23 protein-coding genes and 1 pseudogene are annotated in these 22379 nt (G+C 59.5%); 9 read left to right on the top strand and 15 right to left on the bottom strand.

Annotated elements, in window-relative coordinates; genetic code table 11:
- Window positions 1–125 precede the first annotated feature (125 nt).
- The 4 genes from VXM67_RS15445 (at window position 126) to VXM67_RS15430 (ending at window position 5323) form a co-directional block, all read left to right on the top strand.
- Window positions 126–1205 (top strand): 4-oxalomesaconate tautomerase, encoded by a 1080-nt coding sequence (locus VXM67_RS15445; RefSeq protein WP_023380900.1) that lies wholly within the window; start codon window positions 126–128, stop codon window positions 1203–1205.
- A gap of 63 nt (window positions 1206–1268) precedes the next feature.
- Entirely contained in the window at window positions 1269–2582 is a 1314-nt protein-coding gene (gene dctA / locus VXM67_RS15440; protein ID WP_023380899.1) for a C4-dicarboxylate transporter DctA, read from the top strand.
- A 123-nt stretch (window positions 2583–2705) separates the two neighbouring features.
- Complete coding sequence (locus VXM67_RS15435) at window positions 2706–4010, top strand: CitMHS family transporter (RefSeq protein WP_023380898.1); 1305 nt, start codon at window positions 2706–2708, stop codon at window positions 4008–4010.
- A 59-nt stretch (window positions 4011–4069) separates the two neighbouring features.
- Entirely contained in the window at window positions 4070–5323 is a 1254-nt protein-coding gene (locus tag VXM67_RS15430) for an OprD family porin (protein ID WP_367237136.1), read from the top strand.
- A 497-nt stretch (window positions 5324–5820) separates the two neighbouring features.
- Here the strand turns inward: VXM67_RS15430 and VXM67_RS15425 are convergent, their stop codons facing one another.
- On the bottom strand, window positions 5821–6171 hold the full coding sequence (locus VXM67_RS15425; protein ID WP_023380896.1) for a hypothetical protein: 351 nt from the start codon (window positions 6169–6171) through the stop codon (window positions 5821–5823).
- 162 nt (window positions 6172–6333) lie between these two features.
- Window positions 6334–6798 (bottom strand): hemerythrin domain-containing protein, encoded by a 465-nt coding sequence (locus VXM67_RS15420; RefSeq protein WP_023380895.1) that lies wholly within the window; start codon window positions 6796–6798, stop codon window positions 6334–6336.
- A 214-nt stretch (window positions 6799–7012) separates the two neighbouring features.
- On the opposite strand from VXM67_RS15420, the gene VXM67_RS15415 reads away from it, so the two are divergent.
- Entirely contained in the window at window positions 7013–7537 is a 525-nt protein-coding gene (locus VXM67_RS15415) for a hypothetical protein (RefSeq protein ID WP_027906704.1), read from the top strand.
- A 116-nt stretch (window positions 7538–7653) separates the two neighbouring features.
- Here VXM67_RS15415 and VXM67_RS15410 read toward each other — a convergent pair whose 3' ends face one another.
- The 3 genes from VXM67_RS15410 to VXM67_RS15400 all read right to left on the bottom strand — a co-directional run bounded on the left by VXM67_RS15410 (window position 7654) and on the right by VXM67_RS15400 (window position 9137).
- Window positions 7654–7911 carry a DUF2790 domain-containing protein gene (locus tag VXM67_RS15410; protein WP_081669618.1) on the bottom strand — a complete coding sequence of 86 codons (258 nt, stop codon included), beginning with the start codon at window positions 7909–7911 and terminating at the stop codon, window positions 7654–7656.
- A gap of 65 nt (window positions 7912–7976) precedes the next feature.
- Window positions 7977–8447, bottom strand: a complete 471-nt coding sequence (gene cynS, locus VXM67_RS15405; RefSeq protein ID WP_023380892.1) for a cyanase — start codon at window positions 8445–8447, stop codon at window positions 7977–7979.
- A 30-nt stretch (window positions 8448–8477) separates the two neighbouring features.
- The gene (locus tag VXM67_RS15400; RefSeq protein ID WP_023380891.1) at window positions 8478–9137 is read right to left on the bottom strand and encodes a carbonic anhydrase; all 660 of its coding nucleotides are present in this window, start codon (window positions 9135–9137) and stop codon (window positions 8478–8480) included.
- A 110-nt stretch (window positions 9138–9247) separates the two neighbouring features.
- On the opposite strand from VXM67_RS15400, the gene cynR reads away from it, so the two are divergent.
- On the top strand, window positions 9248–10195 hold the full coding sequence (cynR, locus tag VXM67_RS15395) for a transcriptional regulator CynR (RefSeq protein ID WP_104881673.1): 948 nt from the start codon (window positions 9248–9250) through the stop codon (window positions 10193–10195).
- A gap of 305 nt (window positions 10196–10500) precedes the next feature.
- On the opposite strand, the pseudogene VXM67_RS15390 reads toward cynR, so the two are convergent.
- The 10 genes and pseudogenes from VXM67_RS15390 to VXM67_RS15345 form a co-directional block, all read right to left on the bottom strand.
- Window positions 10501–10635: pseudogene (locus VXM67_RS15390) on the bottom strand (AbrB/MazE/SpoVT family DNA-binding domain-containing protein); the annotation flags it as partial.
- A 359-nt stretch (window positions 10636–10994) separates the two neighbouring features.
- Window positions 10995–11456, bottom strand: coding sequence for a type II toxin-antitoxin system YhaV family toxin (locus VXM67_RS15385; RefSeq protein WP_023380887.1), 462 nt, complete (start codon window positions 11454–11456; stop codon window positions 10995–10997).
- Complete coding sequence (locus VXM67_RS15380) at window positions 11456–11773, bottom strand: type II toxin-antitoxin system PrlF family antitoxin (RefSeq protein WP_023380886.1); 318 nt, start codon at window positions 11771–11773, stop codon at window positions 11456–11458. Before VXM67_RS15380 ends, VXM67_RS15385 begins: the two co-directional genes overlap by 1 nt.
- A gap of 600 nt (window positions 11774–12373) precedes the next feature.
- A complete protein-coding gene (locus tag VXM67_RS15375; protein ID WP_023380885.1) occupies window positions 12374–12679 on the bottom strand; it encodes a hypothetical protein in 306 nt (101 codons plus the stop codon).
- A gap of 32 nt (window positions 12680–12711) precedes the next feature.
- Complete coding sequence (locus VXM67_RS15370) at window positions 12712–13125, bottom strand: hypothetical protein (RefSeq protein WP_023380884.1); 414 nt, start codon at window positions 13123–13125, stop codon at window positions 12712–12714.
- Between the two features lie 47 nt (window positions 13126–13172).
- Window positions 13173–13781 (bottom strand): His-Xaa-Ser repeat protein HxsA, encoded by a 609-nt coding sequence (gene hxsA / locus VXM67_RS15365; RefSeq protein ID WP_023380883.1) that lies wholly within the window; start codon window positions 13779–13781, stop codon window positions 13173–13175.
- Complete coding sequence (gene hxsC, locus VXM67_RS15360; protein WP_367237135.1) at window positions 13778–15007, bottom strand: His-Xaa-Ser system radical SAM maturase HxsC; 1230 nt, start codon at window positions 15005–15007, stop codon at window positions 13778–13780. Before hxsC ends, hxsA begins: the two co-directional genes overlap by 4 nt.
- Window positions 15008–15012: 5 nt before the next feature.
- Window positions 15013–16500, bottom strand: coding sequence for a His-Xaa-Ser system radical SAM maturase HxsB (gene hxsB, locus VXM67_RS15355; protein ID WP_367237134.1), 1488 nt, complete (start codon window positions 16498–16500; stop codon window positions 15013–15015).
- Entirely contained in the window at window positions 16497–16796 is a 300-nt protein-coding gene (gene hxsD, locus VXM67_RS15350; RefSeq protein ID WP_023380880.1) for a His-Xaa-Ser system protein HxsD, read from the bottom strand. Before hxsD ends, hxsB begins: the two co-directional genes overlap by 4 nt.
- Before the next feature lie 210 nt (window positions 16797–17006).
- Window positions 17007–17921: a LysR family transcriptional regulator gene (locus tag VXM67_RS15345; protein ID WP_023380879.1), complete on the bottom strand. Its 915-nt coding sequence runs from the start codon at window positions 17919–17921 to the stop codon at window positions 17007–17009.
- A 205-nt stretch (window positions 17922–18126) separates the two neighbouring features.
- Between VXM67_RS15345 and VXM67_RS15340 the strand changes: the two genes are divergently transcribed.
- The 3 genes from VXM67_RS15340 (at window position 18127) to VXM67_RS15330 (ending at window position 22356) form a co-directional block, all read left to right on the top strand.
- Window positions 18127–19149 (top strand): zinc-dependent alcohol dehydrogenase family protein, encoded by a 1023-nt coding sequence (locus VXM67_RS15340; RefSeq protein WP_027906701.1) that lies wholly within the window; start codon window positions 18127–18129, stop codon window positions 19147–19149.
- Between the two features lie 469 nt (window positions 19150–19618).
- The gene (locus VXM67_RS15335) at window positions 19619–21001 is read left to right on the top strand and encodes a hypothetical protein (protein WP_104881674.1); all 1383 of its coding nucleotides are present in this window, start codon (window positions 19619–19621) and stop codon (window positions 20999–21001) included.
- Entirely contained in the window at window positions 21001–22356 is a 1356-nt protein-coding gene (locus VXM67_RS15330; protein ID WP_367237133.1) for an aminotransferase class I/II-fold pyridoxal phosphate-dependent enzyme, read from the top strand. Before VXM67_RS15335 ends, VXM67_RS15330 begins: the two co-directional genes overlap by 1 nt.
- Window positions 22357–22379: the final 23 nt, after the last annotated feature.

Raw genomic sequence — 22379 nt, 5'->3', positions numbered from 1 at the left:
GCGGTGAATTAATCCACGATTCGCAATAATGCCTACGATATTTGCATTGGATTGATTTATCCATCCCTGTCAATCTTGTGTCCACAACATCAATGATGTCCATTGATCAACAAGAGTGCGAAATCATGCAACGAATTCCTTGCGTACTCATGCGCGGTGGCACCTCCAAGGGGCCTTTTTTCCACGCATGGGATCTTCCTGCCAATGTGGTCGAACGCGACGAATTGCTGATCAACCTGATGGGTTCCGGGCACGAACTGGAAATCGACGGTATCGGTGGTGGTAGCCCGCAAACCAGCAAGGTGGCGATCATCAGCCCTTCGCTGCATGCCGACGCAGACGTCGACTACCTCTTCGTTCAGGTCATGGTTGCCCAGCGCCGGGTCGATACCGCGCCCAACTGCGGCAACATGCTCTGCGCCGTTGGCCCGTTCGCCATCGAGCAAGGCCTGGTCAAGCCTCAGGATGGCAAGACCTTGGTTCGCATCCGCAACCTCAACACCAACACCTTCGTCAACTCGCTGGTGGAAACACCAGGTGGCATCGTGCGATACGAAGGCCGCACGGCAATCGACGGCGTACCAGGGACTGCCGCCCCGGTGCACCTGACCTTCCTCGATGCGGTCGGTAGCAAGACAGGTAAACTGTTCCCCACTGGCCAGGCCCAGGATGTGATCGACGGTGTACCGGTCACCTGCATCGACATGGCCATGCCGATGATGATCGTCCATGCCAGCGAATTGGGCATGACCGGTTCAGAGACCCCGGCGCAGCTGGATGCCGATACCCGCCTGCTGCAACGGCTGGAGGCCCTGCGCCTGAAGGCCGGCAAGGCGATGGGGCTGGGCGATGTCAGCGGCATGGTGATCCCGAAGCCTGTCCTGGTTTCTCCGCCGCGTCATGACGGCACGCTCCAGGTGCGTTACTTCATGCCTCATAACTGCCACCGGGCCTTGGCCATCACCGGTGCTATTGGCTTGGCGACTGCCTGCGTCAGCCCTGGCACCGTGATCATGGACATGCTCGGCGAGCAAGCCCAGCACTTGGAAGAAGTCCGTCTGGAACATCCGAGCGGCGGTATCGACGTGGCGCTCTCGCGCAGCGGTGCCGACGGCAAGACGCTCCAGGCCTCTGTGGTACGAACCGCCCGCCGGCTGTTCTCAGGTTTCGTCTACGCCCCAACCTTGCGCAGGCTGGCAGGGTAGGCAACAGGCCGATCACATCGGCAACCAGCACATCCGCACAATTTCAACAATGGGTGATGCCTCATGAAACTCGCGAAGTCACTGTATTTCCAGATCCTCTGCGCCGTCCTGCTGGGCGTGGTGGTCGGCCACTTCTGGGCGCAACAGGCCGTTGCGCTCAAACCACTGGGTGATGCGTTCATCAAGCTGATCAAGATGATGATCGCCCCCGTGGTTTTCTGCACCATCGTCACCGGTATTGCCGGCATGACCGACAAGCGCTCCCTGGGGCGGTTGATGAGCAAGACGTTGCTGCTGTTCCTGGTACTGACTGTCGTCAGCCTGGTGATCGGCCTGGCAGCGGTGCATCTGTTGCGCCCAGGTGTCGGCATGAACATCGACCCCGCCACGCTCAGCACCGAGGGGCTTGGCCAGTACGCCGCCTCTGCGGCGAAGCTCAGCGTGGTCGATTTCTTCATGCACATCATCCCTGACACCTTCATCGGTGCATTCAACAAGGGTGAAGTGCTGCCGGTGCTGTTCATTGCGGTGCTCAGCGGTTTCGCCCTGTCATCGATGGGCGAGAAGGGCAAGCCGGTGCTCGATGTGCTGGAGTCCGTCTCGACCATGGTTTTTCGCATCTTCGGCTACCTGATGCGCTTTGCCCCGGTCGGCGCCTTCGGTGCGCTGGCGTTCACCGTCGGACAGTACGGGGTGACGTCCCTTGGGGCATTGGCCAAGCTGGTCGGGACGCTGTACATCGCGTGCGCGTTCTTCGTGCTGGTGGTGCTCGGTGGTATCTGCCGTGCGCATGGCTTCAGCCTGTGGAAGCTGCTGCGATACTTCCGGGAGGAGTTCCTGGTGGTGCTCGGCACATCGTCCACCGAGCCCGTTCTGCCGCGCATGCTGGAGAAACTGGAGAAACTTGGCTGTAAGAAGGGTGTGGTGGGGCTGGTGTTGCCAACCGGCTATTCCTTCAACCTCGACGGCACCGCCATCTACCTGTCGCTGGCGGCGGTGTTCATCGCCCAGGCCTGCAACATCGACCTGACCCTGGGTCAGACGGTGACGATGCTGGCAATCATGCTGTTGTCGTCCAAGGGCGCTGCGGGTGTGACCGGCAGTGGTTTCGTGGCGCTGGCCTCGACCCTGACGGTCATCCACGACATCCCGCTGGCCGGCTTGGCCTTACTGATCGGCATCGACCGCTTCATGTCGGAAGCGCGCGCGCTGACCAGCCTGGCAAGTAACGCCGTGGCGACCGTGGTCATCTCGTTGTCGGAAAACGCCTGTGAACGGGAAACCCTGCTGCGCCGCCTGAATGGCGTTCCGGTAGCGCAGGCAGAAACGGGAGCCGAAGAGGTCGAATGGTCTGCCGAGCCTCGGCGTCACGGCTGAAAGTCGCTTCCACTTCCCATCGTTGACTTAGAATCCCACTCAACATCCCAGTGATGTCGAGTGGGGTAGGGGGCCGTCTGCCTTGGCGATGGCCGCAATAGAATAAAAACAAGAGAAAAAACCATGCTCGCACTCCTGGGCCTGATCATGGTGGTGACCTTCACCTACCTGATCATGAGTAAACGCCTGTCGCCGATCGTTGCGCTCACCGTGGTACCCATCGTTTTCGCGGTGATCGGTGGCTTTGCCCCCGAACTGGGCAAGATGATGCTCGATGGCTTGAAGATGGTGGCGCCATCGGCAGCACTGTTGCTGTTCGCGATTCTGTTCTTCGGCCTGATGATCGATGCCGGTCTTTTCGACCCGCTGATCCGCAAGATTCTCAAGCGCGTCAATGGCGACCCGATCAAGATCGCCATTGGTACCGCGCTGTTGTCGTTGCTGGTAGCACTCGATGGCGACGGCACCACCACTTACATGATCACCTGCGCGGCAATGCTGCCGTTGTACAAGCGCATTGGCATGAATCCGATGATCCTGGCCACGGTGTCGATGCTGTCGTTGAGCATCATGAGTGGCATGAGCCCTTGGGGAGGCCCGGCTACTCGAGCCATCGCTGCGCTCGGACTGGATGCGACCGAATACTTCATTCCAATGCTGCCGACCGTGATCGGTGGCGCTGTCTGGGTGGTGTTCACCGCCTACCTGCTCGGTCGTGCCGAGCGTCGCCGGATCGGCAACATTGCCCTGGAGTCCGGTGGTGGCAACTGCTATATCAAGGAAATCCTCGGCGACAACCCGCACAAGCGTCCTCGGCTGGCGTATGTGAACCTGGCGCTGGTGATTGCGGTGATGACCGCCCTGGTGTTGGGCGTCATGCATTCCGCGCTGCTGTTCATGATCGGTTTCGTTGCGGCGCTGATGATCAACTATCCGCAGCTGGAACTTCAGAAAGAGCGCATCCTCGCCCACTCAGGCAACGCCATGACCGTGGTCCTGCTGGTTTTCGCCGCGGGGATCTTCGCTGGCATCTTCTCCGGTACCAAGATGGTCGATGCCCTGGCGCAGACCCTGGTCGACTGGATTCCCGAGGCCTGGAGCCACTGGTTCCCGCTGGTGGTGGCGGTGACCAGCATGCCGTTGACCTTCGTGCTGTCCAACGACGCCTACTACTTCGGCGTGGTGCCGATCCTTGCCAACGCGGCTGCGGCCTATGGCATCGACCCGGTTGAAATTGCCCGCGCCTCGGTGCTGGGGCAGCCGGTGCACCTGATGAGCCCATTGGTGGCCTCGACCCTGCTGTTGGTGGGCATGGTCGATCGCGATATCGGCGACTTCCAGAAAGCCACCGTGAAATGGGCGGTGCTGACGTCGTTGGTCATCACCGCGCTGGCATTGCTCACCGGAGCCTTGTCCTTCTTCGTCTGATCTGCACCGGGCGCCCGTGGCGCCCAACTCTATCCAAGAACAACAAAAGAGTACCGATCATGTCCCGAGCTGTTTTCCGTGGGGCCACCTGTGGCCTGCTCTGCGGCTGGCTGCCTGTTGCCGGCGCTTCCGGATTCATCGACGACAGCAAGCTCAAACTGCAGCTGCGCAACGTCTATTTCAACGAAAACTTCCGCGACGAGCAGGGCATGAGCGCCCGTGCTGCCGCGAACGCCAAGAGCGAGCGGGTGGAATGGGCGCAGGGGTTCCTGCTCGACTACCAATCAGGGTTCACTCAAGGCCCGCTCGGCCTGGGGCTCGATGCCCTGGGGCTTGTCGGTGTACGGCTCGATTCGGGGCGCGGACGCAGCGGTACGGGCTTGCTGCCGGTGCATGACGATGGTCGCGCCGCCGACGAGTTCGCCAGTGCCGGTGTGACCGCCAAGGCGCGCCTGGGCCAGACCGTGGTCAAGCATGGCACCTTGCTGCCCAAGACGCCGGTGCTGGTCTATAACGACGCGCGGTTGCTGCCGCAGACCTACCAGGGCACGCAACTGACCAGCAACGACATCGACGGCCTGACCCTGACTGCCGGCCACCTGGACCGCTTCAAGCAGCGCGACTCCTCCGACAGTACAGGCCTGTACCTCGATGGCTATGGTGGCGACGAGTCTGGCGATTTCAGCTTCGCAGGTGCCGACTACGCCATCAGCAAGCAGCTGCGCGTGAGCTATTTCCATGGGCAGCTCGAGGACTTCTACCGCCAGGACTATGCCGGGCTGGTACACGACCTGCCGTTGGCCGGCGGTGTGTTCACCACCGACCTGCGCTATTTCAAGAGCCGCGACAGCGGGGCCGCCTACGGTGGCAAGATCGACAACGACATGTTCAGCGGTCAGGTTTCCTACGCCCACAGCGGGCATACCGTTGGTGCCGGGTACCAGATCCTCGATGGCGACGCGGGATTGCCGTACATCAGCGGTGCGACGGTCTACTCGTTCAGTAACGTTGGTATTGGCAAGTTCATCGAGGAGGAAGAGAAAACCTGGATGGCGAGCTATGCCTACAACTTTGCGGCGGCCGGTATCCCGGGCCTCACCTTCATGGCACGCTACCTGAGCGGCGACAATGGTCGCTCCGCTGACGCAGGGATCAGCGAATGGGAGCGAGACGTAGAGCTTGCCTACGTGGTGCAATCCGGGCCTATCAAAGGGTTGGGCGTGAAACTGCGCAACTATGTCTACCGTTCTGATTTCTCGCGCGGTCGCGACAGTAATCGGATTTACCTGACCTACGATATTGCGCTTTGGTGATGCGGTGGGGCGAGCCTGCGCAACCGATGCGCTTGCTCGCCCAGTCATTGGTTCAGCCCCAGGAAAAACCCACCGCCGGCGCGGCACCGCTCAATTGTCGCTGACCTGCGAAGCGGCCGGGGCGATGTGCTTGAGCGAGCGCCGGTCGGCTGCGACACCCCACAACGTCGGTGAGTACCAAGGCCAAGGACCACTGCGCCCATCGCGCCCAGCGCTGCGCCAATCCAGAGCGAGCTATCGATGGTCAGGTCGACCTAACCCCGTTAGCGTGCTGGGGTGAACTCCTGAGCGGCGGAGTGATGCCTGTGTATTCACCGGCAATGCCGGCGCTGGTGGGGAGGCGCAATCGCAAGCAGCTGCACAGGCGGCACGACAACGCAGTTGGCGCCGTGGCGCCAATGTACGGGCACAAGATGATGGAGAACAGTACCGTAGAAGCGCTCTTGGCTCGAATCACCGCTTGGCCGCTGCAATGCCTGGGTCGTCATGGCGATTCTTTAGCCACCGTTACCACCCGTACCGCCGCTGCCGGAACCTGCGCCGTTATCTTTGTCAGTCCCTGTGTCATTGCTTCTAGAACCATCGGTGCCAGACCCCTGGCTTGAGTCGTGGGTGGTGCCGTCGCCGCCAGTGCGGTCGGTGTCATTACTGTCGGTTCCACCCGACCCGGTGCCCATGCCATCCGCAGGGGTGCCGGACCCTGTGGCTCGTCCCCGGTCGTCCATTTGCCTGTGGTCCTGGCTGTGCGTGCGCGGTTGATCTTGGCTGTCAGGGGCAGCAAGGGCCCAGGGTGGGCAGGCGCCCAGGTACAGCGCGAGCATCAGTGAATGGGGCTTCATGACGTTCATGGTGATGGTCCTTTTTTGGGTATGTTCACCTTCTGTTGGTCCTGCTGGCTTGGGCAAGGGTGCATCGAGATCGACGGACGGACGCCATTGGGCCATCGCGTCTTCCTTGGGGCTTCCCCGACGGTCAAACCTGCGCGCCGGAGAGGCGCGCAGGTTGCTTTATCAGGCGGCGCGTAGCTCGCCCTTGAGTAGTTTTTTCTGCGCCTCCATGGCCTGGCCCATTTCTTCCAGCGCCGTCTTGCCCAGCAGCTTTCGGGCTGTCGGGAAGAGGTCGCTTTCCTCTTCCTCGATATGATGCTCCAGCAATTCCTTCATCACCTTTACCCGACCGGCGAATTCAACCGTGCCGGTGTCGGTCTGCAACAGGTCGGGGAGGACCAATGAGTCGACGGTGCGGTGCTCCTCCTTGGCTTCGTAGTACATCTTTGCTTCTTCCTTGCCGCCTGCCTGCTTGATCGCCGGGTACAGGATCTGCTCCTCGAGGGTCGTATGGATGCTGACCTCCTGCTTGATCCGCGCAAGCAGTTCGGCACGCTTCTTCACCGCGCGCTCGGTCGTCGAGGACAACTCTTCAAGCAGTTTCTTCACCAGTTGATGGTCTTGGATCAACAATTCGATTGCGTTCATGGGGCACCTCTTCACGGCTGGGAAAAGTTACGGCTGCCAGCAGTGGAGCAGGGCGCAAGCGGCAAGGTTCAATGCGGATGATCAGCGCACCGGCTATTGGGTGTACTGGCTGCGGTATGGGTTCGTCGTCGATGACCTGACTCGATTGCACTGAATCTTTGTTGCTTCAGCCGCATCTACCGGACACGAACGGTCAATGCCCAGGAGCCAGCGCGTGCCGCGAATCATCACCCCGACCACTCCTGAACACGAAATCAGTGAGCACAACGCCCGCATGTTCGGGTCACCCAAGGAACGGTTGGATTTCTATCGTTGCGAAATCCAATACGAGACCAGCATTCTCGCCAACCGCACTGACGCCTATCTTGCCGCCCAGTCGTTTCTGGTGATCGCCTTCGTATCGTCGATGGGCAACCTCAACCAAAGCTGGGGCGAGATGTTCACCTTGCTCGTCCCTCCATTTCTCGCCCTGCTGGGCGTATTGAGCTCGCTCAATGCCTGGCCGGGTATTCGCGCGGCCTACAAGATCATCGAACACTGGCAATTGAAACAGAGCAATCTGCTGCGCAGCGAGCCATTGATGGGTCTGGCCTATGACGAATCGCCGCTGTTCAGCGAGGCGGAAACTTTACAGGTCGGGCACCGTAAGTCGCTGTTGTTCTCTCTGCGCACGCCATGGATATTTCTGGTGTTCTGGGTGATCCTCGGCGCCTATGCGGTATTCATCCAGTTGGCATGAGACGATTTTTTTGCTCCGCCGGTATCGCTGACTTTCTCCAGCAGGTCAGCGCGGGGAAGAGGGGCTGGCGCTGCAACTGACGGAAGTTGTCAGCGAGAGCCGCGATCAGTTGTGCATCAGTTGTTGGAGCACCCATTGCCCAAGACGCGGTACTCAACAATGTGTCGATGGCCATGGGAGTCGTCATAAGTCATGCGCGCGGGCACGACTTCGCAGACATCTGGGACACTGCTGAGGGAGACGACCCGGGCAATATCCAGGGGGTGGGAATAGCTGTATGGCTCGACTGGGATATGCCCGGTGTCGGCCGACGGCTCCTCTGCCATCGCCAGGGAGCAAAGGCCGCAAAGAAGCAGAGTCAGTAATGCTTTCATCGATGTTTACCTGTCCTGGAGGAGGGGCCCAGACGCCGCCCGGCGTCGGGCCGTTTACCGTGGAATTAGAACGGTTTGGTCGGCAGGTACTTGCCATCGAGCGTGATCACCGCGCGGGAGCCGCCTTCCGGATCTTCGACCTTCTTGACGTCCAGCTTGAAGTTGATGGCGCTGATGATGCCGTCACCGAACTTCTCGTGTACCAACGCCTTGAGTGTGGTGCCGTAGACCTGGAGCATCTCGTAGAAGCGGTAGATGGTAGGGTCGGTGGGTACACCGCGTTCCATGCAGCCGCGCACCGGTATGGTCTGCAACAGGGCAATGCCATCGGCGTCAAGGCCGAGCTTGTCGCCGACCACTTGCGCTGCGCTGGCGGGCAGCGGGTGCTGGCCCAGTAGCGCGGCGGTGACGAACGCTTCGGACAGGCCGGTGCCCTCGGTGATCTGGGCATACGACAGGTCTTTGCGGGCCTTGGCCATAAGGATGACTTCGGTCAGGGCCTGGCGAACACTTTGGGTGGCTTGGGTCTGGATCATGGCGTTTTCTCCTAGGGTGGATAGCCGTATTCAGGCAACGTGCTTGGGTGGATGGGAAACAGCGTGTACCTGCGGGTTATCCGCGAGGGGCACGAATTTGCCGGTGCTGCCATCGAATGCGTCGATACGGCCGCTCTCGATGTCGTAGATCCAGCCGTGCAGGGTGACGCGGCCCTCTTCGAGGGCGAGGCGGACCGACGGATGGGTTTGGATGTTGGCCAGTTGCGCGATGACGTTTTCACGCACCATGGCCCTGACCTTGCCGTGCTGGTCTTCATGGTGACGGGCTTCATTGACCACCCGGGCGGAGTCGGCATAGCGCAGCCAACCGGCGACGGCGGGCATGTGGTCCAGGCATTTGCAGGTGGCGATGGCGGTCATGGCGCCGCAGTCAGAGTGGCCACAGATCACGATGTCCGCGACCTTGAGCGCCGCCACCGCATACTCGACCGAGGCGGATACACCGCCTGGTTCAGGTCCGTAGGACGGCACGATATTGCCGGCATTGCGGATGACGAAGAGGTCGCCTGGCTCACGCTGGGTCACCAGTTCCGGCACCAGACGGCTGTCGGAGCAGGAGATGAACAGCGCTCGTGGGTTTTGCTGGGTGGCCAGGTCCTTGAACAATTTGACCCGCTGCGGGAAGGCGTTTCGCTGGAACTTCAGGAACCCATCAATGATGTCTTTCATGGCTGTTGCCTCGGTCTCGCGGTGTGTGAGGCAAAGGTTACGGAGCAGATGGCATAAGGTAAAAGTCTCATTTATTATCGAATGGATCAGATAATCTTATGTGAGTGGTCATGCTTGCCCGACACATCCAGTACTTCCTCGCCGTGGCGGAGCATCTGAGCTTCACGCGGGCCGCGGCGGCCTTGCATGTATCCCAGCCGGCCCTGTCGCAGCAGGTCAGGCAGTTGGAGGAAAGCCTTGGCGCACAGCTGTTCGACCGGTCGGGGCGTACGACGCGGCTGACCGATGCGGGTGAGGTCTACCTGCGCTATGCACGCCGGGCAGCTCAAGAGCTGCAGGAGGCCAAGCGCGCCATACACGATGTCAGCGACCTCAGCCGGGGTTCGCTGCGGGTGGCGGTCACGCCAACCTTCACCACCTACCTCGTGGGCCCCTTGGTCGAAGCCTTTCACAGCCGTTACCCGTCTATCACCTTGGACGTACGTGAACTCTCCCAGGAGCGCATGGAGGAGCTGCTGGTCGCGGATCTGCTGGATGTGGGGATCGCGTTCGAGGACGTACAGGCCCACGATGTCGAAGCCCGTCCGCTGCTGGTCGAGACGCTGGCGCTGGTGGTCAACGAGCGGCACTCGCTGGCCACGGCGCGTTCCATCGGGCTGGAGGCACTGAGCGCGCAGTCGCTGGTGCTGCTCAGTCCGGAGTTCGCTACTCGTGAGCAGATCGACCGATTCTGCCAGCAACACGTCATTCAGCCGCAGGTACGGATGGAGGCCAACACCATCAGCGCGGTCATCGAGATCGTCCGTCGGACCACACTGTCGACCTTGCTTCCCGCCAACATTGCACTGGCCCATGAGGGTTTGGTGGCCATCGCGCTCGAGCCAGTGCGCTTACAGCGCACCGCTGCGCTGGTGCGTCGCAAGGGGGCCTATCAGAGTGCCGCAGTGCGGGTTTTCATCGAGGTGGCGATGGCAGTGGCGACGCGGCTGGAGGGGGGCATGAACAATGAGGGATTGGTAACTCGCGCGTGCCCCAATCCTGGGCTCAATGGTGGATGAAACCCCGTGTTCAAGGGCTTCCAGGGTGTTTTCCAGACGGGGTCTCGGAGACTATCCGGGTCGCGGAGGAGCATTTGGCCATTCATGGAAATCCATTGGTTATGAATGGGGAACTGGTTTTGTACCCCCAGATGCACCCCTTTTGACAGCAGCTACGAGTGGATTACAGTGGACGCACCGGGGGCGGGGCGGGCGCAGAACCTGCAAACCCTCACCCATTTGCGCAACTTATGCTTTGAACTCGACCCCGTCGCTACGCGTCGCAGCAGTCAGCGCATCCCAGTCATCAGGAGGATTGCCGCGCCGACCACGATTTCACCCCCGCGTACGTCGAATGCGATCTTGCCTCCAGTGTCTATGCCCAACAGCTGGCGAACGGATTTGGGCAGTGTGAGCTGCCCCTTCGAGGTCAACGTGGCGATTTCGTGGATGGCAGGCATGAGCGTTCTCCCGGATCTGTTAATTGACTGGTAAGGAATAATCCTTGCGTGGTCAATCTTGGTTTTCTGCTGATCAAGCACAGGCAGGGAGGACGCTTAGTAGCGCCACAGGGTGAGTTACACCACTACCAGGGACATGATCTAGGAAAAGGCAGAAATGATCAGCTAACAAGCGTGCGCGAAGCCCTAAAGACTGTCAGGGTCGCCAAAGAATTCATATAAAGCAAATGGTTATGAATGGGAAATTGGATTTGTACCCGCAGATGTACCCCTTTCAACAGCAGCTACGAGTGGATTGCAGTGGAAGCAACAAGGAGGGATCGGTTTCAAAGGTGCAATCCCTCACCCTCTCGCGCAATTTATGCTTTGGGCTCGTCCCAGTCGCTACGCGTCGCAGCAGTCAGTGCATCCCAGTCATCAGGAGGGTTGCCGCGGCCCAGCATCTTCTCGAATATGGCGTAGGGATCGGATTTGCTGCCTGCGGAGCGTAGGGTGTTTTCGTCGTTGACCCATGCATAGACGATGACCTTGGATCTTGAGTCGTAGCGAAAGAACAGCCGAAAGCGCCTGCCGATTTTTGCACGGCGCCAATGTCGGTAGGCAGTGCCCAGCGTGTTACCTTGGCGGAACTCATCACGGCCCGGGTCGGCAGGCACAGCCTCCATGATCAGATGGCTCAATGCCCGAAACAGCTTCACGTTGGCGTTACTTTCAAAACCTTGCGGGTCGTTCTGCTCGGCCCGGGCGGCGGCTTCTTGCAATTTGCGTAGCTGTAAAATCACACCTTCATGGAACAACAGTGTCCAGCCATGTCGCAGCATCAGATCGCGACCTCACCATCGATATCTTCGTCCAGGTTTACCGAGTGGTTTGCGTTGGCGAGCATGGTTTGCGCCAAGTCTACCGGCAGAGTGGTGAGGTTGCGGCCGCCTCGGATGTCAGCCTCCAGCAAACCCAGGAACGCACCGATGGCAGGGTCTTCATGCGTGGTTTCTACACGGCTGACCACGATTTCACCCCCGCGCACGTCAAATGCAATCTTGCCACCAGTGTCAATGCCCAGAAGCTGGCGAACGGATTTGGGCAGTGTGATCTGCCCCTTCGAGGTCAATGTGGCGATTTCATGGATGGCAGGCATGAGCGTTCTCCCGGATGTACAGAATGAATTGTAAGGAATAATCCTTACATGGTCAATCTTGGTCTCTCCTGATCAGGAACAAATAGGGTCCTATTGGTAGTCCATACCAGATCAAAGTCTTTCCTCCATTGTCTTTTTAAAGCCATTTATCTGTATCGACGGCTTTTTTGGTTTTGGAGGTTCAGGGGCTGGAAGATGCAGATCCCGCCGCTTAAGCTCTTCTATGCCCCTGTAAGAAATGGATCGGTGGAGAGCCACTGATGCACCTTTACTCATCCACTGATGTCTTAAGCTGCCGTCCTGCTGGCTCAGCAACCAGAGCTAACGCGGCATCGAGTAAGGCTTAATCTCTGAAGCAGCGCTGCTGAGCAGCCGAATCAGCGCGGGGGATTGCTTGACGTGTCTGCCATGGTTGTCATTGCAACCTTGAAAGGCGGAATAGTCGACACGATGACATCGTAATTTTCGGCAGGCTGTAGACGAACGCCAAAAAAATCCATGCGGATAGCAATACTTGGCCGCCTTGATGTACGTCCTGTTCTGCCAGTTGAGGTGGATGACCCCTAGGCGGCCCATCAAACCCCCACGAGTTCAGTTTATTTATGTGGGCACGAATGACGAATCAATCGGCTGGCAGACAATTCGCCACATGCCGCGTACGCCGTCTTCGACCCAAGTGCCTTCCAGCACATTCGAGCCTTCGAAGCAGTGCAGCGTTGCTCTGCCGTCGAAGCCTTCTGCTTGCAGTTCGTAATGCCCCGGGCCTTTTGCTTGGCCTCGGTATTGCCAGGTCTGCCCCGCGTCGTCATAGGATACGGTGATAAACTCGATGTCGATCGTAACCTTGCAGGGTTGATCAAACGACGCGGCACTGCTGGGGCGGAAGGTGTCCATTTTGGCGTACATGTTGGCGTCCTTGTAAAGATATCAGGAGCTGTTCAGGGCAGCAGCCAAGTGCTGTTGGGGGTGGTGGACCGGATGCCGACTGCCTGGCACTGCTCCAGAATCGGCAGAATGTAGGTGATGTTGGTACGGCCCGGTTTACCCTCTGCTCTGTAACGGGCCGCCCGGCAAAGTGGGCCGGCTTTTTCGTAGGTATGGTTAGAGCTGATTTCCACAGCTTGTGCTTGGCCGAAATGATTGTTACTGGCGAGGTAGGCCAGCGTTTGCTGAAAAGCTGCTCGAGTCAGCGCCAACTGCGAGTTTTCTGATCCGGTCTCAATCACAACGCGATTTGCATCAACGGTCGTAATACGGAAACGGGCGCTACGCGACGGTGTTTGCAGTTCCTTGCCTTTCAGGCGGCTGATCAATGCCCAGAGTGTGTGGTCGACTTGAATGATGTGCTGCATTGGATAACTCCTTCGTTGCTGAATGGACGCTTTAACCCTGAAGCGGCTTATGGAATCTTGATACCCAACGCATTCAGCGATGGCGTATCCATCCGGCCATTTACGGTCAGCCCACTGTCCATCTGAAAGGCCATCAACGCACCACGTGTCGCCTTGCCCATCACCCCATCGATGGTGCCTTGGTAATACTGGCGCACCATCAGCGCGGTCTGCACACGGGTTATCAGGTTGCTTTTCTGCTCATTGGTCGCACGGCTCTTTGAATTGCTCGAGCTAGTCCCGCTCGTAGTGCCAGACGACTGATAAAGGCTGTTGCTGCTGGACGTGCCGCTCGAAGCACTCGGCGCGCTATAGCTTCGGGTGCTGGTAGCGGGTGGGCTGTAATAGCGAGGTGCGCTATAGCCACCCGAGCCGCTGTGATGAGAGCTGTGCGAACTGTGGGAACGGTGCGAACTGTGCGAGCGATGTGCCGCATAGATGTTGACAGTGTCTGGCGCATTGAGCGTATCGGCAAATACCGGGGGCTGTAACATATCGTTGGGTTGCCAGTTCACATCGGCGAGCGGCGGATGCCCCGCCTGGGCCAGGGTGGTACCAGCCATTGGCAGCAAGCTGATCCCACTAATCAGGACTTTCCAGCGGTCGAACAATTTCACTGTGCACTCCTTGCATAGGCGCTAAACGCCTCTGTCGATAGTCGCTGTACGCCGCGGCTCTGCCAGCGGTCGGTATGCGATTTGAAGAAGCCAGAACAATGTTTCACTGCAGCGCATTGCTGGCAGGTATCGATGAACAGATTCTTCCAGTCCGAGATGCTCTGGCGAGCGAAGCGCGAAAGGTGTGCCGGGATTAGGCACAGAGGCAAGTTGTAGATCGAAACCGGCACTCCGCGGTTGAACAGGAAATACACAGCCTGGCTTAACGATTCTTGATAGTCCACCGGGTCAATCCACAGCTCTTCGTAGTTCTTCCTGGCCAGGCCGGTGCTTTCGATACCCATCAGCGCAACATGCCGCACGAAGGGCAAGTTCCTGAACACGTAGTGGGCGAGCTCTGGCAAGCGTGGCGTAGTCAGGCGATTGAGCACCACGCGTACCTCGATGATCTGCTTGGCGCGCGCCAGATTGTAAAGACCTTGCAGGGTTTCGCTGAACGCGCCTGGAGCCTGTACTACATGGTCATGATCCTCGGCATTGTCGGCATACAGCGGGATACCCCAGCTCAGCTGAGGGTGGCCGATTGCAGAGAGCGCTGCGATCCAGCTCGTGTCGTGGAACAGACGCCCGTTGCTGAGCACATGAATGGATTTCTGCGGCAAAATGGCTTTGCACTTGGCCAGGATTTCGAGCAGGCCGTCGCGATAAAGCGTTGGTTCTCCGCCGCTGACTCCCAGACTTTCCTCGCCCGGGTCCATCAGGTCGATCAGCCGTAGGTTCTCTTCGATGTGCCAACGGTCATCGATATCTTTGGGCGGCTGCGAGCACATCAGACAGACACTGTTGCAACGATCGGTCATGAACAGCAGGTTGCTGTCTGAGCCTCGTCGATAGAGCACTCGCACCAACGTGTTGCCTGGTGTGATGGCAATGACATCGCCGGGCTGCACGACATCCGCATCTCTGGGGGTGTGCAGATGTGGCCGCGCGCTGTTGAAGTCGCCGATCAATGGCTCCGGTATCAGGAATCCACCCAATGGTAACGAGAGCAGATGCGGGCTCCGTAGCCGTTCTTCGTTTGGCAACCAAAGCAGCAGATCACCGAACTCAGCGTTTCCGGCACAAACAGCCAGGCCTTGTTCGATGAACTCATCAAGAGTGATGACTTTGAGCAGTTTCGGCTCATTCAGGTGATGGATTTCGAAGTGGGTATCTTTGCGCAGCATCGCCTTCAGCCCCTGTAACCCGGGAACCGGACATCGTTGTAAGAGCGCCTGTTCAACCAAGACAGCAGAACCCTCTGCACGTTGTCGTTGCCATCGCAAAGCAGGCCGAAAAGATGCTTCAGCAGCCCCATGTTCTTCTTGCAGAAGTTGCTGAACACTCTGTGTCCGATCGGATCAGCTTGGCGGGCATAGTGTTCGATGGGGTCAGCACCACAGTACGGGACAAGTGCGCAATCGGAGCAGCCAGGCAGCGCCTCTGCAACACCACTGGCGAGCAACGCATTCATAACGGGCGATGCGAGCAATTCAGACAAGGGTTGTTGTACGGTGCCAAGCCTCAAGCCGTCCTCACCCATTTCCAGCAACATTCGGGCTTCGTCCGAGGGATAGACGTAACCGTCATAGTTGTAAACCAGCGCGGCAGTACCAGCGCCAGCAGGGGAGCGCAGGTCTACATAGCCGGAGGAGAAAGGGGTCAAGATATTCTTCAGCAACAGACTCGTATAACTCTCAGAGAGGTATACGCCCTGTTGATTGATGTGCAGCAAATAGGCCAGTGCTTTCTTGTAAAAGGCCACGTACTGCTCAATAGGATAATCAAGTCGATGGGCACTCTTGGTGGCAAACCCATAAGGGCTCAGAGGCCGAAGCGAGATGCTGGAGAAGCTCTGGTTTACATACTCATCGATGATCGCTTCAGGTTGTTCGAGGCTTCTTGAAGTCAGCGTGGTCAGTGCGGAAACCGCATCATGGCCTAGGCGCTCACGGACCCACTGGATGCCTTTTACAGTGCGTTCGTAGGAGTCTCGTGACGGGGTAGGGCGGTTGGCATTGTGCAGGGGCGCTGGCCCATCGAGCGAGGTCGAAAACTGGATGCGATGTTGTTCTGCGAAGTCGAGTATTTCTTCCGTCAGGTGGTGCAGCGTGGTGGTGATGACGAACTGGATATCCCGTTGTTCGACCACGTTCCGTTCAACGATCCATTCGACAATCTGGCGGACTCGCTCGAAGGCCAGAAGCGGCTCGCCACCCTGAAACTCCACAGTCAGGGCGGGAGCGTTCGATTCGAACAGGCGATCGATCGCCGCCTGTGCATCCGCTTCCGACAGGTCGTGGCCGGATCCACCCAGAGGGGCCCGCGACACTTGGCAGTACTGACAGGTGTGGTTACAGCGCAGTGTAACCACGAACAAGTGCAGTGCAGGGCCCTGGAAGAGGAAGTCCTTGCGGCTGCGATACTGAGCGGCCATTACCGGAAGCGGGTCGTAGCGGCCCGGTTCGTAGATGAAGTGGCGGGCCAGCAGATCCTTGTAAAGAGGCGTGCCTGCTTGAACGTCGAAGTGACTGAGTGCTTGTAGTCGCACATCGTTCACGTGCAAATACTCCCCGGTATCGGCGGTGAGCAAGATGTCACGGTCGTTTCCATTGTTCATCCGCATGAATCGAAAAGGCAGCAAGCGGTACTGCTTAGCGTCAGTGGCAATGAGAGTCACTGGGCAATTCCACAGCCAGAGAGTGCGGCTCGGACAAGGACTTCGCGCAACCCTGCTGTTTCGCGATTGATATGGTCGCGTAGGGCGAAGTCGTTCAAATGCTGGAGGATCAGCGAGTGAGCCTGCTCAGAAGCAAGCGTCAGCCTTGCAGCAGCGGGAAGGACCGTGAGGCTTATCTGATCCGCTTCAATACCGATCTGGATCGCCACGGTGTCGGCCAGAGAGTAAGCGGCGCGTTGCACTACGCTGAGCGGGTAGGCTGCGCTGTCAAGTTGCAGCATGACTGGCCATGTCATCGGAACCGGTCCTTAAATCCGTTGGGGACATGTGGATTTTGCCGGTTGCTGAGGCGTTATGCCATCACCTTTTTTACATCTGCTTGCATTTGTACAGCGCATTGGTCGACATGCTCACGGTGACTGAGCCATGACCTAGGAGGGCGTGCTCGGAGCACAAATCTCCCTCAGTCCATTCATCCTTATCAACAGCCCGTCTGCCCCAAGGCTTCAAAGACTGTCAGGGTCCCCGAAGAACATCTGAATCCGCGACCGCAGCCAGCGCTCGGCCGGATCGTTGTCCTGCGCCCCACGCCAGGCCATGTGCAATTCAAAGCTGCGCACGTCCAACGGCAGGTCTTCGGCCCGGAGCCCGCCGGCTGCGGTCAGTGCATCGGCGGTGTAGTCCGGCACGGTGGCGACGATATCGGTCCCCGCCAACAAGCTTCCCAGCCCGTTGAACTGCGGAACGGCCAGGACCACATGGCGTTTGCGGCCCACTTCCTCCAGCGCTTCGTCGATGAAGCCCGACAGATCCCCCGCGAAGGAAACCAGCGCGTGGGGGCGTGCGCAGAAATCGTCCAGGGTGATGCTGCCAGGCACGCTGTCGGCTCGCAGCAGCTTGGGCTTGCTGCGGCGAAGGACCTTGCGCTTGGCATTGGCGGGGAGCTCGTTGGTATAGCTCACACCTACCGAGATCTCTCCCGAAGCCAGCAGCGTCGGCATCAACAGGTAATTGACCCGGCGTACTACCAGGACGATGCCCGGCGCTTCGGCGCGGATACGCTTGAGCAATTGCGGTAGCAAGGCGAACTCGGCATCGTCGGACAGGCCGATGCGGAAAACCGAATTGCTGGTGGCCGGGTCGAATTCGGCAGCGCGGCTGACTGCGGTGGAAATCGAGTCCAGCGCCGGCGACAGCAGCGCGAAGATTTCGTGGGCGCGTGCGGAAGGCTCCATGCTGCGGCCAGTGCGGACGAACAGCGGGTCGTCGAACAGGTTGCGCAGGCGCGAAAGGGCGGCGCTGATCGCCGGCTGGCCGAGAAACAGTTTCTCGGCGGCACGGGTCACGCTGCGCTCGTGCATCAGCGTTTCGAACACGATCAGCAGGTTGAGGTCTACGCGACGCAGGTCGTTTCGATTCATCGGTGCGCTTCACCTAAAGTGGGGCAGGGGTGAATCTTAAGGCCAAAGGCTGTTAACCTGCACCGATTTCCGGGGGCCAATGCACAGGAATGTGGGGTGCCCAATCAATGACAGGCATGTCGACTATTAATAGCCACTGATGGTCTAAAGGCAAAAGCCCGGATAAAGTCCGTGGTAATAGAGGTTCAAACAGGCGAGGTATGCGATGTCCCGCATGATCCGTTTCCACAAGTTCGGTGCGGCCGATGTGCTCCGATGCGAAGAGCAGGCCGAGCCGTCCCCTGCTGTGGGTGAGGTGCAGATCCGCGTCGAGGCAATCGGCGTTAGCTGGTACGACGTGCTTTGGCGGCAGAACCTTGCGCCGTCCCAGGCGCGCTTGCCGGCCGGGATCGGCCACGAGATGGCGGGTGTTGTGACTGCAGTCGGTGAGGGCGTCGATGACATCGCCGTCGGCGATCGTGTTGCCAGCTTCCCTGCCACCAGCGCCAACGAGCATCCGGTATACGGCGATGTGATTGTCCTGCCGCGCACGGCCATCACCCGTTACCCGGACATCCTTACGCCTATCCAGGCCAGCGTGCATTACACGCCGTTGTTGATCGCCTACTTCGCCTATGTCGACCTGGCCCGGGCCAAGGCCGGGCAAACCGCCTTGATCACCGATGCCAGCCATTGTGCCGGACCTGCATTCGTGCAATTGGGCAAGGCACTGGGGCTGAAGGTGTTCGCCGCCACCAAGGATCCTGATCAACGTGAATACCTGTTGGACCTGGGTGCCGACAAGGTGATCGTCACCGAGGAGCAGGACTTGGTCATGCAGGTGGGCAAGTACACCGATGGGCGCGGGGTCGACATGGTGCTCGATGGCATGGGGGGGCCGCAGATGTCGCTGCTGGGCGATGTCCTGGCGCCACGTGGCAGCCTGGTGCTGTACGGCCTGCAGGGGGGGAACCAGACGCCGTTCCCGGCTTGCGCGGCGTTCCGCAAGAACATCCAGTTCTACGTGCACTGCATCGGCAACTTCACCGGCAAGCCTGAGCTGGGCATCAGTCAGGACCAGGTGGCTCTGCAGCGTGCGCTGCGTGACATCAACCAGTTCACCGCGGACCAGTTGGTAAAGCCGCTGAACATCAAGGTGTACCCCTTCAGTGAAGTGGTCGAAGCCCATCGCCTGATGGATGAATGCCCTTGCGGCGGCCGTGTGGCGCTGGACATGCTGCAGCCTTGAAAAATGGCGATACGAAAAGCCCGGACAACGTTCCGGGTTTTTTTTGGGGCATTTAATGGCGTTGTCGAAGGAAGTTTCCTACATACTTTCTAGGTGCGCCGATTGTCTGGGAAATATTCTGGAAAGTGTTGGCCGTTGAACTGGCCGGCAGCCATGGGCATTGTGTGTACACGCACGGGCTGAATGGTTTTTTTACCCCTCTCTGTATCTTTTATTCACTTTACAACGCTCGATAATGGCGCAGTGATAGTTTGGCGCAAGGAGCGTGGAATGAGCGAGGGTTGGCCAGGCGGTGAGCAGTGCACGGTAGCGCTCCTTCATCAGGGATATGGCTTTTTTTCAATGGCTTGGCGACAGTGATCTGTCACTTCTTTGTTTCCATAAGTTGTAGGAAATTTCTTCAATTTCTAATCGTCGATGCATTTTCTCAGCATGCGGGGCGAACGGATAAAGTTGATGAGGTGACAGCATGAGTGCTATTCACGACCAAGCGATGCACTATATCTACAAACAGGTGCTCGAGCGTGTGTTGGGCAACATGTCGCAGGCGCAGCGTGCATCTTTGCAATTACTGGTTCAGCGTCTTCTGGTGGCCGCTGGGGGCGTGGAATACATGGGGGCTCTGCGTTTGTTGGTGGTGCAGGGCAATGACCGCGGTAGTGCCCGCCTGCTGACCCTGTTGCGTGCCGCCCAGTTGACCATCGCCCTGCGCGCGCCGGAAACGTTCCGGTTGCGGGTGCTGGTTGTATGCCTGCCGGCGCTTGGCAACCACAAGCTGGAAAGCCACGAGCGCTTGTTCAACACTCTGTTCATGCACGATGACGTCCGGGTGCAGTTGCAGATGATCGAAGGCGGTGAAGTGGTTCCATTCAGCCGTCGCCCAACGCCCAAGGCCGAGCGTTGGACACTGGCCCGCAATGCCCTTTTGCTGTTCGGTCACATGATCGATGCACGCCCGGAAGCCCTGCTCGGCAGTCGTATGCACCTGGAGTTGGCCGATGCCTTGCGCCAGGCCCTGGCCGGGCAGAAAGGCGGGGACGTGGTGCTTACCGCCATGCCTGCGCGTCAGCGGCGACGTTACCTGTCCTGGGCCCGGCGGACCTTGCGCCAAGCAGGTGAGCAAGGGCTGCGCGGCATGCCCCAGTGCCTGGCTGAGGTGCTTGATGGCCTGGGTGCCTTGCATGCTGTCGCCGGGACAGCCTTGGACCCGGCGCGCGATCCAGAGCTACCGGCGTCGGAGCCCGCAATGCTGAGGGTCATCGCCGTGGATGATCTGTGCGTGTCACAACCTGGTTCGGACCCACTGGATGAACTGCTCGGGTGCCGCTTTGAATCCAACCTCGATGGCAAGCCGCTCGGAGCGTTTCTCGATCCGCTGGCCATCACGCATTTGCATGAGATGCGTGCGCAGTGCATCGATCCCGATACCCCCAGATTGTCATTGCGCCTGGCCAATGCGTCTTCCCTGTTACGGCCTTATGAGGCGGTGCAGGCCCGATTCGCGAAGACCTATGGCATAAGCCAGGCGCAGCTTACCTGTGCGCTGTTCAGCCCATTCGCCCACCGCGGACGTGATCTGGAGCGTTACCTCCAATGCCGGCAGCCTGACATGCTGGTCGCCTTGCCGTACCTTCATCGTGCCTTGCAGGGCAAGCCGTGCCCTGAACCGGTCAAAGACTGGTTGGTCAATACCAGCGGCTTGACCTTGGCGCAGATGAGGGCGATCTACGAGGGGCGCATACCGCCCTCAGCCAGGCAAATACTGACGTCCCTGGCTCGGCGCGACGTGCAATTGCGGTTGCTGCGCCGCCAGCCCCATTCGACTCCAGCGCCGTGCAAGGCATCCCCCTGATGGTGCGATCGCCACGGGGCGAGTTCGCCTACCAGACGGTGTATCACTATCTCCAAGCCCTGATCGCCGATGCCCAGCAAAGCGGAGAGCGGCGCTTGCCTTCGTTACGCGATCTCTCCAGGCGGCTACGTGTGTCGCTGGCTACCGTGCAAAGCGCCTACAGCTTGTTGGAACATGAAGGGCGTGTGGTGTCCGTGCCCAAGTCGGGGTACTTCGTACAGTCCGATCCGCAGCGGGGCGTTCAGGTGTCACAAGGAATGACACTTGGCCGGCCTACCGTGCCTGCACACCCGGCATTGGAGCGGGTGCTGCTGGCTCACGAGCGGCGCTTGGCCCGGCAACGGGAGCGGGCGGCGTCCACCTGGGAGAACACCGGCGACATACGGCTGCGTAACGCCTTGGCCGAGCGTTACACCCGGTCCTCCCAGCAATACTGGTGCGGTGAGGATGTTCACCTGGGTTCCGATGTGCAGGGGCTGTTGGAGACCGTACTGGAGGCATTGTCGCTGCGAGGTGCCACGGTAGTGGTCGCTTCACCGTGCTGCTGGCGTCTGCTGCAGGTTTTGCAACGTTGCGACATGCAGGTGCTGGAGGTGCCTCTGCGCGACTGTGGCAGCTTGGATGTGGAGCGTTTGTCGTGTTTGCTCGGTCGCGAGTCGGTGCGCATGTTGGTGATGCCGTCCTGCCTGGGGATGCCGCTGGGGCGTCTGATGCCACAGCACGATCAACGGCGCATCGCCCAGTTGCTCGATCAGCATCCCGTGTGGTTGCTGGAGAACGATCTCGATAGCGAACACTGCTTCGATGCACCGCCGGCTGCGCGCCTGCGCGACTGGGTCGACCCGTGCTGGTTGATGGTGCTCGGATCATTGGAGGCCAGTGTCGGGGCCGAGGCGCCCTATGCCTATGTGCTATGCCGCAACCCGTTGCTCTGCCCGGCCATTGCGCAACGGGGCTTCCTGTTGGCGCCACTGCGCCAGTTGGCGCTCGCCCAACTGTTGGCCAAGGGCGAGGTCGATGCCAATCTGGCGCTGTTGCAAGGGCAATGGCGCCAGCGCATGGAACTGCTCTGCGAACTGGTCGAGCGGCACTTGGGTGCGTTGGTGGCGTTCAAGATGCCCGAAGGCGGGCGAACCTTGTGGGTCCGCCTGCATCGGTCGCAGCCGCCCGGTGCCTTGTCCGGGCCTGTATTGCAGGTCATGCCCGGGCAGCGCTACAGCGCCTCGGGGCAGTATCGCCAGCACATCGCGCTGACCTGGCTGGCTGATCAACCACACGCGCTGGCAGAAGCACTGCAGCGCTTGGCCCGTGTTCTGGAGTCCTGTGCTGGCTGGCCTGAGGCCGATCGGGTCTGACCGCTGATCCGTCACGCTTGCCA

This window comes from Pseudomonas sp. Rh2, assembly GCF_040762985.1.
GTDB classification, from domain to species: domain Bacteria; phylum Pseudomonadota; class Gammaproteobacteria; order Pseudomonadales; family Pseudomonadaceae; genus Aquipseudomonas; species Aquipseudomonas taiwanensis.
This window is presented reverse-complemented; position numbering and strand designations above follow the sequence as displayed.